A 17,277-nucleotide genomic window follows, 5' to 3' on the forward strand; every position below is an offset into this window, starting at 1 on the left:
GCGCGGCCTGGCTCACAGAGTGCGCGAATGGCGCCTGTGGCCTCCTGATATGAGCAAATGAGATAAGCAAAGCGTTATTTCTTGGTTCTCGGCATAACAAGCCCGCGGCATGCTGCATTCAACCCAACGAGATATGGAGTATCCCCATGAAACTGCGAATGACCGCCCTGACCCTGCTCTCCCTGCTGGCCCTCGGTCAGGCCAATGCCGCCGAGATCCGTTTGCTCAACGTCTCCTACGATCCGACCCGCGAACTGTTCCAGGAGTTCAACGGCGCCTTCGCCAAGGAGTGGAAGGCGAAGACCGGCGACGACGTGGTGGTCAGCCAGTCCCATGGTGGCTCCGGCAAGCAGGCGCGCGCCGTGGTGGACGGGCTGGAGGCGGACGTGGTGTCGCTGGCGCTGGCCTATGACGTCGATGCAGTGGCCAAGCAGGGGCTGACCGCCGCCGACTGGCAGAGCCGGCTGGCCAACAATGCGGCGCCCTACACCTCCACCATCGTGTTCCTGGTGCGCAAGGACAATCCCAAGCAGATCAAGGACTGGGATGATCTGGTGCGCAAGGACGTGGCCATCGTCACCCCCAACCCCAAGACCTCCGGTGGGGCGCGCTGGAACTACCTGGCGGCCTGGGGCTATGCCCTGAAGAAGAGCGGCAGCGAGGAGGGGGCCAAGCAGTTCGTCGGCGATCTCTACAAGAACGTGAAGGTGCTGGACTCCGGCGCCCGCGGTGCCACCACCAGCTTCATCGAGCGCGGCCTCGGCGACGTGCTGCTGGCCTGGGAGAACGAAGCCCTGCTGGTACTGGGTCAGCCCGGCAACAGCGACAAGTTCGAGCTGGTGGTGCCGTCGGTCTCCATCCTGGCCGAGCCGCCGGTGGCGGTGGTGGACAAAGTGGCCAAGAAGCACGGCACCGAGGCGGTGGCCAAGGCTTACCTCGATTACCTCTACTCCGACGAGGGGCAGCGCATCATCGCCAAATATCACTATCGCCCCAGCAACCCGGCGATCCTGAAGGAGACCGCGGCCCAGTTCCCGCAACTGGCGCTGTTCACCGTCAAGGATCTGGAAGGGGATTGGGACAAGGCGCAGAAGAAGCACTTCGCCCAGGGGGCCCTGTTTGACCAGATCTACCAGCCGGGTCGCTAAGCGGCCGGCCATCGTCGACTTAACTGGCCCCTGTGCCAGCTGATAGGAGCACCAAGATGAACAAGATCCTCCTGGTTCCCGGTCTGCACAACAGTGGGCCGGATCACTGGCAAAGCCGCTGGCACCAATACTTCCCCCACTGGCAGCGGATGGTGGGCCTGCCGTGGGATCGGCCGGACCTCACGGTCTGGAGCGCCAAGCTGGCGAGCAAGCTGCGCAGCCGGCGCGGCCGGGCTCACCTGGTGGCTCACTCCTTCGGCGCGCTGGCGGCCATCACGGCGGCACGCCAGCAGCCCGACAAGGTGGCCTCGCTGTTCATCGTGGCCCCGGCGGATCCGGCCCGCTTCGGCTTGCCAGACGAGCTGCTGGCAGGATCGCTCAAGGTGTCGGCCCAGCTGGTTGCCAGCCGCAACGATCCCTGGATGAGCTTTGAGCGGGCCGAGTACTGGAGCCGCCAGTGGCAGGTGCCGCTGTTCGATGCCGGCGAGGTGGGCCACATCAATGCCCAGTCCGGCCACGGCGAGTGGAACCAGGGGCTCAACCTGCTCGGCACCCTCTATCGGCGGGCCGAGATGGTGGTGGAGCCGACGCCGGCGGTGTGGGAGCGACGGGCGGCCTTGAGTTTTCGCTGAGCGGCGAGCGTTGATCACAAAGGTTTGGAACAGAGAAGGAGGGCAGGCACCCGACACCGCGACAGTCTGATTTGGATAGCTTGGTACATTGCACGACGCTCCATTTTTAGGTCTTTTATTTATATAAAAGACCTTTTTTTCATTTTATGGCTCTAAAAGCCTTGTCCGCCGCTGTTAGACAAAAAAGTGCTTAGCAAAGGCGTTATTGGTGTTTGTTGCCCCAAACAGGAATGCGCAGAATCGCTGTATCTAATGTTTTTCATAACAAACGGATGCGTTATGCGATTTGGTTCTTACTCCGTGCTGCCGGGCTTCGGCCCGACCCTCGGCTTCAGCCTGCTCTATCTGGGCGTGCTGGTGCTGCTGCCGCTCTCGGCGCTGGTGCTGTTCGCGGTGAACAATCTGACCCTGGCCGAGTTCTGGCAGGTGATAGGTTCGCCGCGGGTGCTCGCCTCTTTTCGTCTGAGCTTCGGGGCTGCCCTGGTGGCGGCGCTGCTCAACGCCCTGTTCGGCCTGATCCTGGCCTGGGTGCTGGTGCGCTACACCTTCCCCGGCCGTCGACTGGTGGATGCCCTGATCGATCTGCCGTTCGCCATGCCCACCGCCGTCTCCGGCATCGCCCTGTGCGCCATCTTCGCCCCCAACGGCTGGATCGGGCAGTGGGTTGCCCCGTTTGGCATCGAGCTCGCCTACAACCCCATCGGGGTGGTGATTGCACTCACCTTCATCGGGCTGCCGTTCGTGGTGCGCACCCTGCAGCCGGTGCTGCGGGAAGCCGAGACCGAGCAGGAGGAGGCCGCCGCCAGCCTGGGCGCCGATCGTTGGCAGACCTTCATCCGGGTGCTGTGGCCGACCCTGGTGCCGGCCCTGCTGACCGGCTTTGCCCTGGCCTTCGCGCGGGCGGTGGGGGAGTACGGCTCCGTCATCTTCATCGCCGGCAACCTGCCGATGGTGTCGGAGATCGCACCGCTGATGATCATGAGCCACCTGGAGGAGTACGACTACGCCGGCGCCTCCGCCATCGCCGTGGTCATGCTGCTGATCTCTTTCATTTTGTTACTGCTTATCAACAAGTTGCAGGCCTGGAGCTGGGCCCGCATCGGAGGGAGCCGGATATGAATGCATCCAACGCAAGCCTGGCGCTGGCCACGGGCGAGGCGGCGCCGACCACTTCGGTGCGCCAGCCACCCGTCATCCGCGAGCCGGTCTGGGTCAAGTGGCTGCTGATCACGGTCGGCCTCGGCTGGTTTGCCGCCCTGCTGCTGCTGCCGCTGGCCACCGTCTTCATCCAGGCGCTGAGCCCTGGCTTGACCTTCTTCTGGCACGCCATCAGCGAGCCGGACGCCCTCAGTGCCCTCGGCCTCACCGCCCTGGTGACCCTCTGCTCGGTGCCCCTCAACCTGCTGTTCGGGGTCGCCGCGGCCTGGGCCATCGCCCGTTTCCGCTTCCCGGGCCGGCAGCTGCTCATCACCATCATCGATCTGCCGTTCTCCGTGTCGCCGGTGATCGCGGGGCTGATGTTCGTGCTGATGTTCGGTAGCCGCGGCTGGTTCGGCGAATGGCTGAGCGAGCACGACATCAAGGTGATCTTCGCCACCCCCGGCATCATCCTGGCCACCACCTTCATCACGGTGCCCTTCGTGGTGCGCGAGCTGCTGCCCCAGATGGAGGCGCGCGGCCCGGAAGAGGAAGAGGCGGCCATCATGCTGGGAGCGAGCGGCCTGCAGATGTTCTGGCGGGTCACCCTGCCCGGCATTCGCTGGAGCCTGATGTACGGCCTGCTGCTCTGTACCGCCCGCGCGGTCGGGGAGTTCGGCGCCGTGTCGGTGGTATCCGGCCACATTCGCGGCCAGACCAACACCCTGCCGCTGCACATCGAGATCCTCTACAACGAGTACCAGACCGGCGCCGCCTTCGCGGTGGCCAGCCTGTTGGCCCTGTTCGGGATCTTCACCCTGCTGGGGGAAACCCTGCTGGCCCGGCTGCGTGCCCAGCCCACTCACTCTCACTGATCACCGAATTCAAGAGGCTGCCATGAGCATTCAGGTACAAGGACTCAACAAGCATTTCAACCAGTACGCGGCGCTGGCCGACATCAACCTCGACTTTCACGATGGTGAGCTGGTGGCGCTGCTCGGCCCCTCTGGCTGCGGCAAGACCACCTTGCTGCGGATCATCGCCGGGCTGGAGCAGGCCGACAGCGGCAGCGTGATCATCCGCGGCGAGGATGCCTCGGATCTGCACGTGCGCGAGCGCAACGTCGGCTTCGTGTTCCAGCACTACGCCCTGTTTCGTCACATGACGGTGTTCGAAAACGTGGCGTTTGGCCTGCGGGTCAAGCCGCGCAGCGAGCGACCGGCCGAGGCGGCGATCCGCGCCCGGGTCAAGGAGCTGCTGGATCTGGTGCAGCTCAGCCACGTGGCCGCGCGCTACCCGACCCAGCTTTCCGGCGGTCAACGTCAGCGGGTCGCGCTGGCCCGCGCGCTGGCGGTGCAGCCCAAGGTGCTGCTGCTGGATGAGCCCTTCGGCGCCCTCGACGCCCAGGTGCGCAAGGAGCTGCGCCGCTGGCTGCGGGAGCTGCACGACGAGCTGCACGTCACCAGCCTGTTCGTCACCCACGATCAGGAGGAGGCGCTGGAGGTGGCGGATCGGGTGGTGCTGATGAACGCCGGCAAGGTCGAGCAGATCGGCACCCCGGCCGAGGTCTACGACCAGCCCGCCAGCTCCTTCGTGCACAGCTTCCTCGGCAGCGTGAACCTGTTTCGCGGCCGGGTGGCCGGGCAGGGGCTCGGCATCGGCGAGCAGCTGCTGGGCGGGCCCATCAGCTCCCAGCTGGCGGAGGGCAGCGCCGCCGTCGCCTATGTGCGTCCCCACGAGCTGGAGATACTGCCAGCGGATGCGCCGGGTGGCATCAGCGCCACCATCACCCGCCTGCTACCCATGGGGCCACGCATCCGGGTGGAACTGCGTGGCAATGGGGATACAAACGGTGCACACTTCGAAGCCGAGCTGAGCAAGGAGGCGGCCCGCGCCTTCAGCCCGGGCCAGGGGGTGCGGCTGGTGGCCAAACAGGCCCAGCTTTACCCGGATTACCAGATTTGAGGGGCAGGCCCCTGGCGGGCCGCGCAGGCAAGCAGCGTGACCATGGCGGGGTCTGCCCGCCTGGGGTACAACAGGGTCAGTATGGCGCTCAGAGTTCAGGCTCTAGCGGCCAGACAAGATAACAACAAGGCGGCGGGGAAGGCCCCGACCGGCCGGTCAGCGCAGGAGGCGATGACGTGAATTTTCAGCAGTTGCGAATTATCCGGGAGGCGGCACGGCGGGATTACAACCTGACCGAGGTGGCCAATGCCCTGTTTACCTCCCAGTCCGGGGTCAGCCGCCATATCCGCGAGCTGGAAGAGGAGCTGGGGATCGAGTTGTTCATCCGCTACGGCAAGCGGCTGCTCGGCATGACCGAGCCGGGCAAGGAGCTGCTGGTGATCGCCGAGCGCATCCTCAACGACGCCAACAACATCCGCAAGCTGGCCAGCACCTTCGCCAACCGCGAGTCGGGCCGGCTGCTGGTGGCGACCACCCATACCCAGGCCCGCTATGCCCTGCCACGAGTGGTGAAGGCGTTTCGCGAGCAGTTCCCGCTGGTGCAGCTGGAGCTGCGCCAGGGCAGCCCGGAGGAGATAGTGCGGCTGGTGCAGACCGGCGAGGTGGACATCGGCATCAGCAGCGAGCAGCTCGACAAGAGCGAAGGGGTGGTGGCGTTTCCCTACTACCGCTGGCACCACAACATAGTGGTGCCGGAGCAGCATCCGCTCACCGCCGAGCGGGAGCTGACCCTGGCGGCGCTGGCCCACTGGCCCATCATCACCTATCAGGCCGGCCTGACCGGGCGGGCGCGGGTGGACGAGGCGTTTGCCGAGGCCGGCATCGCCCCGCAGATCCTGCTGACCGCGCAGGACTCCGACGTCATCAAGACCTATGTCGAGCTGGAGATGGGAGTGGGCATACTGGCGGACATGGCGTTCGACACCCAGCGCGACAAGGGGCTGGTACAGCTGGACGGCAGCCGGTTGTTCGCGCCCCACACCGCCTGGATCGGTCTCAAGCAGGGGCAGTTCCAGCACAACTTCGCCTGGCAGTTCATCCAGCTCTGCAACCCGGAGCTGGCGCTGGCGGACATTCAGGCCCGCGCCATGGGCAGCGAGGCGGCCATCGATTTCCAGATCTGAGGTGGTGCATCAGAGAAAACGGGGAGCCAGTGGCTCCCCGTTTTGTTGATGGTGTCATGCTGTGCCTGCGGATCAGTTCACCTGGATCCAGGCATCCTGCCAATTGGTGCCGACCCCGGGTTCATACTGGGTGGCACTGGCCGACCACTGACTGCACCAGCCGCGATAGGGGAAGGGCTTGCACTGATAGACCTTGCCGTTCTTGGGCTGCAGCACCTTGGTACCGTCGGTGTAGGACTTGAGCCCGTCCGGGAAGGTGAACTGGTAGTCACCGCCGGCGGCCGGATCCTTGAGCATCAGATCCAGGGTCTGCTGCACCGCATCGCCACCGGCCTTGGGTTTGCCCTCGATCACCAGCTGGTGGTGACCGGCGCTGAGCCCGGTCAGCGGCATGGTGAAGCTGTGGGTGCTGTCCTTGATGTCGGCGCTGGTCTGCCCCTTGGCGGCCCCACCGTGATCATACAGGGTGTTGGTGACGGTCAGATCGCCCTCGGCGGCCACGGTAAAGTTGAGGGTAAGCTTGCCCTCGTCGAGCAGGTAGTCGCTCTCCAGGCCGCTCACGCTGACACCGTTGCTCACCGGCGGCTGCTGTTGTTCGAGCTGGATCTCGACTCGCTCCAGGGCGCTGCCCGCCTTGAAGTAGACCGGGTTCTGGCCGTAGATAGGGTTGAACTGGCCTTCGCCGCTCTGCTGGCCGGCGCGGATCTGGCTCTGCTCTGCATTGATCTTGGTCGCCAGGGCGTGGGCCCAGTTGTTCTTCTGGCCCTGCTCCGGGCTGGCGATGGTCAGCTCGGTCTGCAGATCGGGGCGCACGCCGTTGGCGTCGAACACCAGGGTTCTGGCCTTGTCGCCGACCGCCAGCTCGGTGGAAGGATAGATGGTGCCGCCCTGGCTCCAGGCCAGCGGCGGCTGGGTGCCGCCCTTGAAGTTGGCGTCGATCACGTTATAGAAGCTGTTGCTGGTGTCCCCCACTTCCCACACCCCCAGGATCACCTGATAGCCGGTGCGCTGGGGTAGGTTGCACTGGTGGGTGACCTGCTTGGGCGGCTGGGTCATGTTGCCGTCCACCACGCAGAAGGGGGTGAGCTCGAAGGCGGCGCGGGTCAGCGGCTGATTCGGGTTCCAGTCCTGCTTGGTGAGGTAGTAGCGCCAGTTGCGGGTGACGTGGTTGGCGGTGAAGGTCCAGCTGATGGCGAAGGGGCCGGCCTGTACCTCGCGGCGGGTCCAGCGGTCGCTGGTCTGGGCGTTCAGCTCGCGCCAGCTGGCACTGCCAGCCGAGGCGATCTGACCATCGGGCGGGCCGGCCTGCGGGAAGCCGGAGGGGCCTTCCACGCTCTGGGGCTCCCATTGCACCGCGCCGCACTGGCTGTTGCCGCCGGTCTTGCACAGGTAGTTGCGCGATTCCGGCTGGCTGATGTAGCCGTGGGCGAGCACGCTGCCACTGACCAGCAGGGCCAGCGTCGCAGCGACGTGATTGAGTTGGATTTTTGCTGCCATACATTCCTCTGTTCGACAGATGTGGGCAGTCAAGTTGGCAGGGGGAGTTCCCCGAAGCACGATGTGGCAACCCCGCTATCCTGGACGACATGTCTTTAGACCGGAGGCTTTGCGTCCTGGCCTTTCAACCAGTTTGCCAAATGACTACATAAAGGGTCATGGTGTCGCGTTTGGCGACAACCCATCATGGCTATTTTTGATTAAATAATTAAGTGTAAATCTTTACAGCTTGACCTCATCGGAGTAGAGCAAACACTTAACTGTTTGTTTTTAAATGGTGGTTAACTGAACGTCGCCGCATCAATGTCGTCGAACAGGTCGACAAGATGCAAAAAATCCACATTTTTCATCAATGAAGCACGCCCCCGTCAGCCGGGCTGACGGGGGCGTGCGCTGCGACAGGGTAGGACGGATCAGTGGCGAACGCGGGGGCGTTCAGCCGGGCTCACCTGCCGGTGCAGAGGGGCGAGCCGCTGCTCCAGCTGCTGGTCGATGGCGCTGCCGAGTTTGAATACCGCCAGCCGCTCGTCCAGGCTGCGCGAAAGTCCGGCCAGCAGTTCGCTCTCCCGGGCCAGCTGGGAGGCGGACTGGGACATCTCCAGCGCCGAGTCGTTGATGCCGCTGACGTTGCGGTTCATGTCCTCCGCCACCATGCTCTGCTGCTCCGCCGCGGTCGCTATCTGGGTCGCCATGTCGCTGACGTGCTGGATATGGTTGACGATGAGGGAGAGATCCTGGCCCGCCTTCTCCGACTGGCTGACGCTGCTCTCCGCCAGCTTGCGGCTGGCGTCCATGGCGCTGGCGGCGGTCACCGCCCGCTGTTGCAGCTGGGCTATGGTGCTCTGGATCTCCTCGGTGGACTGGCGGGTGCGACTGGCCAGCTGGCGCACTTCGTCGGCCACCACGGCAAACCCACGGCCCTGTTCGCCGGCGCGGGCCGCCTCGATGGCGGCGTTGAGGGCCAGCAGGTTGGTCTGCTCCGAGATGGCGCTGATGACCGCCGTCACCTCGCTTATCTGCATCACCCCCTCTTTAAGCTGGTTGACCTGCAGGGTGGCCTGCTCCACCTCGGTGGCCAGCGCCTGGATGCCGTGCACGCTGGCGTGCACGTCACGGTTGCCGAGGCCGGCCTCGCTGGTGGCGTCCTGGGTGTCGCGGGCGGTGTTCTCGGCGTGACCCGCCACGTCGGAGATGGTGGCGCTCATCTCGTTCATGGCGGTGGCGAGCTGGGCCAGCTGATCCCGCTGGCTGTTGACCGCCTGGTTGGTCTGCTCGGCGGAGGCGGCGATGCGCAGGGCGGCATCCGCCACGTTGCGGGCCCCCTGGCTCGCCTCCAGCAGGGCGCGGCGAATGGCGTTGAGTCCCTGGTTGGTGCAGCTGGCGACGGCGCCCAGCTCATCCTGGCCGTGCACCGGGATGCTCACCACCAGATCGCCGGCGGCCACCTGCTGCATGGCCCGGTTGATCTCGGCCAGCGGATTGACGATGGAGCGGCTGATGGCAAAGCCCAGCAGTCCCATCAGCAGGGTCACCAGCAAGGTGGCGCCCCCCATCAGCTGATACTGGGACCAGATGGTGGCCTGGATGTCCTGCAGCAGCACGCCGGATCCGAGGATCCAGCCCCAGGGCTGATAACCGGCCACCAGCGACATCTTCTGGGCCGCCTCGCCGGAGGGGGAGATCCACTTGTATTCCAGCCGGCCGCTGTGGCCCCCCTTGCCGAGATCCACCATCTGCTGCCAGTGGACGCCGGCGGTAGCGGTGCCGCTCTCGCCCATCTGCTGGCCGACCAGCTCGGGTCTGACGGGGTGCACCACCATCCGGCGGTTCTCATCCAGCACGAACAGGTAGTTGTCGCCGTCAAAGCGCATGCTGTTGAGCATGGCCTTGGCTTCGGCCTGGGCCTGGGGGGCAGGCAGGGTGGCCGCCAGCGTCTGGATCCGGCTCATGGCCAGATCCAGTACGGCCTGCAGCCTGGCTTCCCGTTCACTCATCAGGTTGCGATGCAGGGCACTGGCCGAGATGAGCAGTAGTGCGATGAAACCGATCAGCGCCAGTGAGAGCAACAGCATCAGTTTGCGGCTCACGGCAATATCACCGAGCTTGAACATAGTCTCTTCCTTAACTTTCCCGTGCGGGTCTGGTGGTGGCCAGTCCGTTGGCTGGCCCTGATTATTTTGTTATTAACATTTAATTAACTTTCAATGGCTTGGGGCCATAAAAGGCCAATTGAGCAATTTGACAATCAGTATAGCCAGCAGACAGAAACCCTCGCTTTTGATAGCGTGATGGCGCGCATCCCGGCGCACTATTTGTCTGCTCAATTTGCAGAAAATGTGAATGAGTTGGCATTTCACCAAAAAGGAGTGGGCGCCCTCGTGGCCGCCCCATAACAAGAGGGAAGTTATGAGTTCCATTGCCAGGAATTATCTCAACCAGCTCAACGCCGACTACCTGCAGGTACACAGGCGCAAGGAGGATCTGTTCTGGTCCACCTACATGGGCACCAGCGACGATCAGGCCGGCTTCACCGCCGCCGAGCAGGCTTACAAGGCGTTCTGCGCCGATCCGGCGCGCCTGCCGGTGCTGCGGCAGATGCAGGCCCAGGCCGAGGAGACCGAGCTCAAGCGCGGTCTGGGGGGCTGGATCGCCTTCTTCGAGTGCAACGTCATCGAGGATCCTCAGGCCGCCGCCCTGATGGACGAACTGGTGGCCGCCGAGGCGGCGCTGTTTGCCCGTCGCCGGGAGCTGAAGCTGACCTTGCTGGACGAGCAGGGCCGGCAGGTGGCCGGCAGCCTGCCCGCCGCCAGCACGGCGCTGGCCGCCAGCAGCGACGAGGCGGTGCGCCAAAGCGCGCTCGCCATGTTCCACACCCTGGAGCAGTGGGTGGTGGACAACGGCTATCTGGCCATCGTCGCGCTGCGCAACCGCTTCGCCCGCGCCATGGGTTATCGCGACTACTTCGACTACAAGGTGCACAAGAACGAGCAGATGAGCCCGGCGCAGCTGTTCGCCATTCTCGACGACTTCATCGCCGGCACCGAGCAGCGGCTGCACCAGAGCCTGGCCGAGCTGAAAGCGGCCAAGGGGGAGGCGGCCCTGCTGCCCCACAACCTGCGCTACAGCGTGAGTGGCGACGTGACCCGCCAGCTCGACCCTTACGTGCCCTTCTCGCGGGCGCTGCAGGACTGGGTCGAGAGCTTTCGCCGGCTCGGCATCCAGTACCGCGGTGCCACCCTCACCCTGGATCTGCTGACCCGGGAGGGGAAATACGAGAACGGCTTCTGCCACGGCCCGGTGCCGAGCTTCTGGCAGGAGGGGGAGTGGGTGCCGGCGGTGGTCAACTTCACCAGCCTGGCCAACCCGGCCCAGGTGGGCAGCGGCTGGAGCGGGCTCAACACCCTGTTCCACGAGGGCGGCCACGCGGCGCACTTTGCCAATGTCACCGGCAACGCCCCCTGCTTCTCCCAGGAGTTCCCGCCCACCTCCATGGCCTACGCCGAGACCCAGTCGATGTTCTGCGACAGCCTGCTGGACGATGCGGACTGGCTCAAGCGCTACGCCAGAAACGCGGCAGGGGAGCCGATCCCCGATGCGCTGATCAAGGCGATGATCGAGGCGCGCCAGCCGTTTCGCGCCTTCAATGAGCGCCAGATCGCGCTGGTGGCCTACTTCGAGCGGGATCTCTACGCCATGGACGAGGCCGAGCGTACCCCGGCCGCAGTGCTGGTACTGGCCCGCCGCTGGGAGCGCAAGATCCTGGGGGGGGAGAGCCCGCGCCCGCTGCTGGCCATCCCGCACCTGCTTAATCAAGAGTCGGCCTGCGCCTATCACGGCTACCTGCTGGCGCTGATGGCGGTGGAGCAGACCCGCGCCTACTTCCTCAAACGCGACGGCTACCTCACCGACAACCCGCGCATCGGGCCGGATCTGGCCGCCCACTACTGGGGACCGGGCAACGGCATGACCCATGACGAGACGCTGCAAAGCCTGACCGGCAAGGGCTTCAGCGCCGGCCCGCTGGCCCGGGCCTGCAACCAGAGCGTGGCCGAGGCGTGGCAGCAGGCAGAGGCCTGCATGGCGGCGGCCCGCCAGCGTCCGCCGGTCGGTGAGGGTGAGCCGCTCAATGCCCGCATCCGGGTGGTTCACGGCGACCAGCTTATCGCCGACAATAGCGGCTCTGAAGCGGCCATGCTGGCCGACTTCGAGTGCTGGATCCGCGACCACTACCAGGAGACGGTGACCAGCCACTGAGGCGCAAGCCGGTGAACATGCGTTATGTCAGACCCCTGCCGCGGCAGGGGTCTGTTTTCATGGGAAGGAGTCGAGGGTGGGAACAACAGCGCGGTGGCGGTGGCTTCTGGCCACGCTGCTGCTGACGGGAGGGCTGGCGCAGCCAGCCCGGGCACTGCAGGCGCTGACCGAGCAGATGCCCCCTTACAACTATCAGCTGGCCGGTCAGCCGGTGAGCGGTTTCTCGGTGGATCTGCTGCATGCCCTGCTGGCGCGCAGCGGCCTGGCGCTGCGCGGTGACATCCAGCTGCAGCCCTGGGCGCGGGCCTATCAGAATGCCCGCTATCAGGCGGGCAGCATCCTCTTCTCGGTGGCACGCACCCCGGAGCGGGAGCAGCAGTTCCAGTGGGTGGGGCCGTTTGGGCCGCGCACCATCAGGGTGTGGCGGCTGAGCTCGCGCACCGACATCCAGCCCCGCAGCCTGCAGGAGGCGAGCCACTACCGGATCGCCGTGGTGCGCAATTCGGCCTCGGCCCAGCAGCTGATCCGTCAGGGGCTGGCGCCGGTCAGCGTCAACAGCGAGGAGGACAAGTTTCGCATGCTGCTGCGCGGCCGGGTGGAACTGGTGACGGCGCTGGATCTGGGGGCCGCCTTTCACATGCACCAGCTGGGCCACGGCTTGGCGGCGCTCACCCCGCTGTTCGTCTATGACGACGGCGAACAGTACTACTTCGCCCTCAACCTGGCGACGGAGCCGGCCAAGGTGCAGGCCCTGCAGCGGGCCCTCGACCAGATGCGCCAGGATGGCTCGCTGGAGGCGCTGCGCCGGCGCTGGCTCAACCTCCATGCATTGCCGCCCGCCCCGGCTAGCGGGGCGACCCCCTCCTGATGCCGGCCCGGGCTCAGCCCTGGATCTTCAGCACGCTGACCGGCTTGTCCTTGAGCGCCACCAGCAACTGGCGGCCCGGCAGCTTGTGGCCGTCGATCATGATGGAGCTGTGGCCGAAGTTGGCCACCAGCCGGCTGCCGTCGGAGAAGCGGGTCTCCTGCACCCGGCCCACCCCGTCACGCCAGCGAAAGCCCACCAGTGCCTTGTCCCACAGCGCCTCGTGCAGCGGGCCGAACTGGCTGTCGAGCCTCACCAGCTCCGGCAGGCGGCTCGCCAGCGTGCTGCGACTCAGGTTGACCAGCGGCGGCGTGTTGTAGAGCAGGCCGAGCAGGGCGCGCTCCTCCTTGATGCCCGGGAATTTCAGGTTGTCCAGCAGCCAGTGGTGGCTGTTGAGCACGGAGTCGTGGAACACCGCCTGATAGAGGGGCAGCCGATCCGCCGGATTGAACACCGTCTTCAGGTAGCGCGGCTTGAGGCGGGCGGGCTGGAAGAAGACCTGCGGCGCCTCGTCCGGCCACCACTTGCCGAGGTAGTAGGGGGACTTGGCCTGTTTGCGCATGGCGGCATCGGTCCAGCCAAAGCCCCAGCTCTGGATGCCGTGGGCAAACAGCAGCGGCTTGCTGGTGAGGGCGTTGCCATCCTCCGAGCCCAGCACCAGCCCGAGCCGCTCACCCACCCAGCTCATGCGGGCGTTGCGGTCGGCGATCATCGCCTGGCTGCCCTGCTGGTGGGCCGGGTTGTAATCGTTGGAGGCCATGGCGGTGCCGTCCACGTCGAGGAACAGGCTGTTGATGCCGCTGGCCTTGGCCAGCTCGCTCATGCGGCTCTTGGCAAACGGCAGGGTGCAGCCCGGGTTGAGATAGACCCCCTCGCCACCAAAGCCCGGCTTGGGCTCGCCGTTGGCCTCGAAGATGGCGCAGCGTTTGCCGATCTCCGGCGGCAGCTGGGCGGTGAGCCAGCTGTCGTTGGTGCCGGGCGCGATGGCGGTATCGTAGGAGTCATAGCTGCCCACCAGATAGCCCTGGCGCTGGGCGGCGGTGAGGGCATAGCCCTGCTGCAGGGCCGCCGTCCACTGCGGGGTGCCGAGCCACAACTTGCGCAGTCCCGCCTGCTGCAGCGCCTCGATCACCGGCAGCGACAGCCCCTGGCCCCAGCGCTCCTGCGCCACCAGTTGCTCGCCGAACTGGCTCTTGACCCACTGCTGGCGCAGGGCCAGCACCTTGCTCTGGGCCTGCGGGCCCTGCTGGGCAGGCAGCGGCAACTGGTCGGCAATCAGCCGGTTGAGACCCGCCATGATCAGCGCCTGCTGCCAGGGCTCTGGCGCATTGGCGGCCAGCGCCTCCCGCTCCTCGCTGTTGAAGCCTTGCAGCCACTCCGGCTTTTGCCGGAGCTTGGCCTGCAGCGCGGGCCAGGCCGTCACATCTTGCCGATCGAGCAGGGCATCGCCCCACAGGTAGACATGACTGGCGCCGATCAGCCGCCGCCCGGCGGGAATGCGGGCGACCTTGTCGGCCAGAGACTGCCAGGCCCCCTCGCTCTGCAGCCACGCCCGGTAGCGGCGGGCGCCGGCCAGCCAGTCATCCCCCACGCTCAGCCGCACCACCATAGGCGCCTGCTGGTTGAAGCTGCTGAATTCATGGCTGGCGCTCAGTTGCAGCCGGCCTCCCTGGCGGCTGAAGCGAAGCCGGTTGTCGTAGGGGGTCTGCAGGATCCAGCTGTAGGTCTGCTTGCCGGCATCCTGGCTCCAGAGCGGCAGCTTGAGGTCGTAATGGGTGTTGAGCTCGGCCAGCTCGTCGCCGACATAGCCGAGCCAGTCGCTGTCGCGCACCGAGAAGCGGCTGCCCTCGCCGAAGGCCAGGGAGAGGTGGGTCTGGTTTTTCGGCAGGCTGAACCAGGCCAGCTGACGGGGACTGTCGCTGACCAGCGTCAGCAAGAGGTCGTCGCCATCCAGCTTGACCTCCACCCTGGCGTCCTGGGCGGGCCAGTGCCAGCTGGCCTGCTGCTCCCCTTGTTGCAACTGATCGACCTGGCGAGCGGGCTGGCCCGCGCTGACCGGGATCTGGTTGACCGAGATGGCCAGGGTATCGGGATCGATGCGGTAACGCTGGGTCTCGCCCTGCAGCGTCAGGGGGGCGGCGGCCAGCGGCGCCGCCAGCAGTGAAATCAACAGCCAGCCCAGTGCTGGCGCCCGTATCGGCAAACCGTTCATGCAACATCCTTGACCTGATTGATGCCATCAGGGTACGCCGACGCCCGCCCCCCGGTACAGCCAAATCTGCTTAACCCATATGGGGTGAATGGCCTCATTCCAGCCCTTTTGGGAGCCATTTTCATGCGGCAAAAAAGCATCATTCGAACCCTCTCTCAGCCCCCGCCAGCACTGGTTTGTGCGACTCCTCCTGCGGGTGTGAACCTCCCGCGCCCATTTTTTCGACGCCCCATATAGGGGGGTGCCAGCCTGCTCGACGGTTTCTAGCATGCCTGCTCACTTTGAACGCAATTCATTGTTTTATAAGGATTGTTTTTGACTGGAGTATCAGTATGAAGAGAGCGAAATGGAAGCCTTGGCTGGGGTTGGGCGCCCTCTTGGCCGGGGTGATCGGCTGGTACCTGTGGCCGCAAGGGGTGGCGCCCGGTCAGGCGGCAGGGGATGAGGAGCGCGCGGCGGATAGCGGCCCGCTGGCGGAGCTCACGCCGCTCGCCGCCATGCCCGCCCCCGCGCTCAAGCCGGCGCCGATCGCAGCCCCCGCCAAGCCGGATCGGCTGCGGGAAGATGGCAGCCAGCAGCTGGAGACCCCCTGGCAGGCGGCCGAGGTGGATGCGGACTTTCCGCTGGCGGAGCCCGGCGATGCGGTCGAGCAACCTCAGCCGATCGCCCTGCAGGGCAGCGATCTGGAGCGGGCCCAGGTGGGTGACAGCGTGGCCCTGCCAATGCCGGACGGCAGCACCCTGCAGGCCAGGGTGACCAAGGTTGAACTGCAGCGAGGCGGGGAGCGCAACTGGCAGGGGGAAATTCGGGTCGACGGTGACAGCTATCCGGTCAATTTCACCGTCGGCAAGCAAGCGACTTTCGGGTTCATCGGCACGCCGCAAGGCAGTTACTCCGTCGAGACCCTGGGAGGCAAGGGCTGGGTTTACAAGAACCCGCCACTGGATCTGGGTCATGGCGGCGATGACGCCCTGATCCCGACTCACCAATAACAACAGAAAAGGAAGATCACATGCAGAAAACCACCTTGGGGATCATGATTGCGGGATTGCTCGGGGCGACCCCGGTGCTGGCGGAAACCATCGACCTGATGGTGCTGCACAGTCCGGGGCTGGCGGCCCGCTATCAAGGGGACGCCCAGACCCGGATCCAGCACATGATCAACGTCACCAACCAGATCTATGCCGCCAGCGGCCTGGATCTGACGGTGCGGGCCGTGCACGACCAGCAGGTCAATTACCCGGATGGCGGCACCGACAAATCCGCGCTCAACGCGGTGACCTACCAGCAGGATCCGGCTTTCAAGCAGGTACCGACCCTGCGCACCCGTTATGGCGCCGACATGGTGGTGCTGATGCGCCCCCAGACCGGTGACCACGGCAGCTGCGGGCTGGCCTGGGTTGGCGGTTCCGCGACCTATACCGATGGCAGCAAGGCGTATGCCGACGGGGATGTCTCCCAGGATGCCGGCAGCATGTTCAGCCATGTCACGGCCACCGGCTGTGGCGACGTGGTGCTGGCGCACGAGCTGGGCCACAACATGGGGCTCAACCACTCCCGCCTGCAAGATGGCACGGGGGGCACTTATCACTATGCGTTGGGGCACGGGGTGCGGGGTTCCTTCGCTACCGTGATGGCTTATCCCTCCAGCTTCGGGGTCTACAGCCACGAGTACAAGTTCTCCAGCCCTGACCTGATCTGCAAGGGGCAGCCGTGCGGCGTGGATTACCGGGATCAGGCCAACGGAGCCGATGCGGTGCGGGCGCTGAGGGTGACGACGCCGCAGATCGCCGCCTTCTATCCCACCATGGTGACGGAAGCGCTGCCGGATCTGGGCGAGCTGGAGCGCTCCCTCGAGACCCGGCGCCAGGACTTGGCGGCGGCTCAGGAGCACTACAGCCAGCAGGTGGCGGCCAGAACCGCCCTGCAGGATCGCCAGCAGACGCTCAAGGGCAATTTTGATCGCTACCAGCGCGAGCTGAGCCAGCTGAACCAGCGCAACCGCCAGACGGTGCAGGAGATCAACCGGCTGGTGCGCGAGCACAACAGCTACAACGGCAGCTACGGCCCGGAAGAGTATCGCCGGATCCGCGCCATCCAGGCGAGCCTGAGCGCCCGCATCGATCAGCTGCACGATGAGAACAACGCCATCATTCGCCAATCCAACGAGATCAGCCAGCGCTACCAGGCCGAGGTGAACGAGTACAACGGCAGCTGGGATCGCTACAACCAGCTGGTGGCGGCGGTGAAGAGTGCCGACGGCAAGGTGGACGAGGCGCGCCGCGAGCTGGAGCTGGCCGAGCACAGGTATCAGCTGGCGCTGGCCCGCCAGCCGGCCGAGACGCAGCCGGCCTGATGCAACAAGGGCGCCCCGCAACAGGCGGGGCGCCCTTGTTGTCTGTCAGAGGAGCCGACCGGGCAAGCCCGGCCGGCTCTTTTTTTG

13 protein-coding genes and 1 riboswitch are annotated in these 17,277 nt (G+C 65.6%); of the genes, 10 read left to right on the forward strand and 3 right to left on the reverse strand.

Annotation, left to right across the window (positions count from 1 at the left end; all coding sequences use genetic code 11):
* The first annotated feature begins 146 nt into the window (after positions 1–146).
* The 6 genes from AHA_RS03035 (at position 147) to cbl (ending at position 6,006) form a co-directional block, all read left to right on the forward strand.
* Positions 147–1,148, forward strand: coding sequence for a sulfate ABC transporter substrate-binding protein (locus AHA_RS03035; RefSeq protein ID WP_011704571.1), 1,002 nt, complete (start codon positions 147–149; stop codon positions 1,146–1,148).
* A 56-nt stretch (positions 1,149–1,204) separates the two neighbouring features.
* Complete coding sequence (locus tag AHA_RS03040; protein ID WP_011704572.1) at positions 1,205–1,780, forward strand: RBBP9/YdeN family alpha/beta hydrolase; 576 nt, start codon at positions 1,205–1,207, stop codon at positions 1,778–1,780.
* Between the two features lie 279 nt (positions 1,781–2,059).
* Positions 2,060–2,899: a sulfate ABC transporter permease subunit CysT gene (cysT, locus tag AHA_RS03045; protein WP_005308571.1), complete on the forward strand. Its 840-nt coding sequence runs from the start codon at positions 2,060–2,062 to the stop codon at positions 2,897–2,899.
* The gene (gene cysW, locus AHA_RS03050) at positions 2,896–3,792 is read left to right on the forward strand and encodes a sulfate ABC transporter permease subunit CysW (protein WP_011704574.1); all 897 of its coding nucleotides are present in this window, start codon (positions 2,896–2,898) and stop codon (positions 3,790–3,792) included. Before cysT ends, cysW begins: the two co-directional genes overlap by 4 nt.
* Positions 3,793–3,814: 22 nt before the next feature.
* Complete coding sequence (locus AHA_RS03055) at positions 3,815–4,882, forward strand: sulfate/molybdate ABC transporter ATP-binding protein (RefSeq protein ID WP_011704575.1); 1,068 nt, start codon at positions 3,815–3,817, stop codon at positions 4,880–4,882.
* A gap of 176 nt (positions 4,883–5,058) precedes the next feature.
* Positions 5,059–6,006, forward strand: coding sequence for an HTH-type transcriptional regulator Cbl (gene cbl / locus AHA_RS03060; RefSeq protein WP_011704576.1), 948 nt, complete (start codon positions 5,059–5,061; stop codon positions 6,004–6,006).
* Between the two features lie 72 nt (positions 6,007–6,078).
* Here cbl and gbpA read toward each other — a convergent pair whose 3' ends face one another.
* Together gbpA and AHA_RS03070 are read right to left on the reverse strand one after the other, a co-directional pair.
* A complete protein-coding gene (gene gbpA, locus AHA_RS03065; protein ID WP_164927538.1) occupies positions 6,079–7,503 on the reverse strand; it encodes an N-acetylglucosamine-binding protein GbpA in 1,425 nt (474 codons plus the stop codon).
* A 62-nt stretch (positions 7,504–7,565) separates the two neighbouring features.
* Positions 7,566–7,651, reverse strand: a riboswitch (cyclic di-GMP riboswitch).
* 265 nt (positions 7,652–7,916) lie between these two features.
* A complete protein-coding gene (locus AHA_RS03070; protein WP_011704578.1) occupies positions 7,917–9,614 on the reverse strand; it encodes a methyl-accepting chemotaxis protein in 1,698 nt (565 codons plus the stop codon).
* 295 nt (positions 9,615–9,909) lie between these two features.
* On the opposite strand from AHA_RS03070, the gene AHA_RS03075 reads away from it, so the two are divergent.
* Together AHA_RS03075 and AHA_RS03080 are read left to right on the forward strand one after the other, a co-directional pair.
* On the forward strand, positions 9,910–11,757 hold the full coding sequence (locus tag AHA_RS03075) for a M3 family metallopeptidase (protein WP_011704579.1): 1,848 nt from the start codon (positions 9,910–9,912) through the stop codon (positions 11,755–11,757).
* A 76-nt stretch (positions 11,758–11,833) separates the two neighbouring features.
* Positions 11,834–12,625, forward strand: coding sequence for a substrate-binding periplasmic protein (locus tag AHA_RS03080; protein WP_011704580.1), 792 nt, complete (start codon positions 11,834–11,836; stop codon positions 12,623–12,625).
* Between the two features lie 13 nt (positions 12,626–12,638).
* Here the strand turns inward: AHA_RS03080 and AHA_RS03085 are convergent, their stop codons facing one another.
* Positions 12,639–14,834: a glycoside hydrolase gene (locus AHA_RS03085; RefSeq protein WP_011704581.1), complete on the reverse strand. Its 2,196-nt coding sequence runs from the start codon at positions 14,832–14,834 to the stop codon at positions 12,639–12,641.
* 332 nt (positions 14,835–15,166) lie between these two features.
* Here AHA_RS03085 and AHA_RS03090 point away from each other — a divergent pair, with 332 nt between their 5' ends.
* Entirely contained in the window at positions 15,167–15,826 is a 660-nt protein-coding gene (locus tag AHA_RS03090; RefSeq protein ID WP_164927539.1) for a hypothetical protein, read from the forward strand.
* Between the two features lie 20 nt (positions 15,827–15,846).
* Positions 15,847–17,190, forward strand: a complete 1,344-nt coding sequence (locus AHA_RS03095) for a zinc-dependent metalloprotease (protein WP_011704583.1) — start codon at positions 15,847–15,849, stop codon at positions 17,188–17,190.
* Positions 17,191–17,277: the final 87 nt, after the last annotated feature.

Origin of the sequence: Aeromonas hydrophila subsp. hydrophila ATCC 7966 (genome assembly GCF_000014805.1) — a bacterium.
GTDB classification, from domain to species: Bacteria; Pseudomonadota; Gammaproteobacteria; order Enterobacterales; family Aeromonadaceae; genus Aeromonas; species Aeromonas hydrophila.

Excerpts from the sequence above, each read along its gene's own strand:
- AHA_RS03055 (WP_011704575.1), top strand. The coding sequence starts at position 3,815 with ATGAGCATTCAGGTACAAGGACTCAACAAGCATTTCAACCAGTACGCG.
- AHA_RS03035 (WP_011704571.1), top strand. The coding sequence starts at position 147 with ATGAAACTGCGAATGACCGCCCTGACCCTGCTCTCCCTGCTGGCCCTC.
- gbpA (WP_164927538.1), bottom strand. The coding sequence starts at position 7,503 with ATGGCAGCAAAAATCCAACTCAATCACGTCGCTGCGACGCTGGCCCTG.
- AHA_RS03075 (WP_011704579.1), top strand. The coding sequence starts at position 9,910 with ATGAGTTCCATTGCCAGGAATTATCTCAACCAGCTCAACGCCGACTAC.
- AHA_RS03095 (WP_011704583.1), top strand. The coding sequence starts at position 15,847 with ATGCAGAAAACCACCTTGGGGATCATGATTGCGGGATTGCTCGGGGCG.
- AHA_RS03090 (WP_164927539.1), top strand. The coding sequence starts at position 15,167 with ATGAAGAGAGCGAAATGGAAGCCTTGGCTGGGGTTGGGCGCCCTCTTG.
- cysW (WP_011704574.1), top strand. The coding sequence starts at position 2,896 with ATGAATGCATCCAACGCAAGCCTGGCGCTGGCCACGGGCGAGGCGGCG.
- AHA_RS03085 (WP_011704581.1), bottom strand. The coding sequence starts at position 14,834 with ATGAACGGTTTGCCGATACGGGCGCCAGCACTGGGCTGGCTGTTGATT.
- cysT (WP_005308571.1), top strand. The coding sequence starts at position 2,060 with ATGCGATTTGGTTCTTACTCCGTGCTGCCGGGCTTCGGCCCGACCCTC.
- AHA_RS03070 (WP_011704578.1), bottom strand. The coding sequence starts at position 9,614 with ATGTTCAAGCTCGGTGATATTGCCGTGAGCCGCAAACTGATGCTGTTG.
- AHA_RS03040 (WP_011704572.1), top strand. The coding sequence starts at position 1,205 with ATGAACAAGATCCTCCTGGTTCCCGGTCTGCACAACAGTGGGCCGGAT.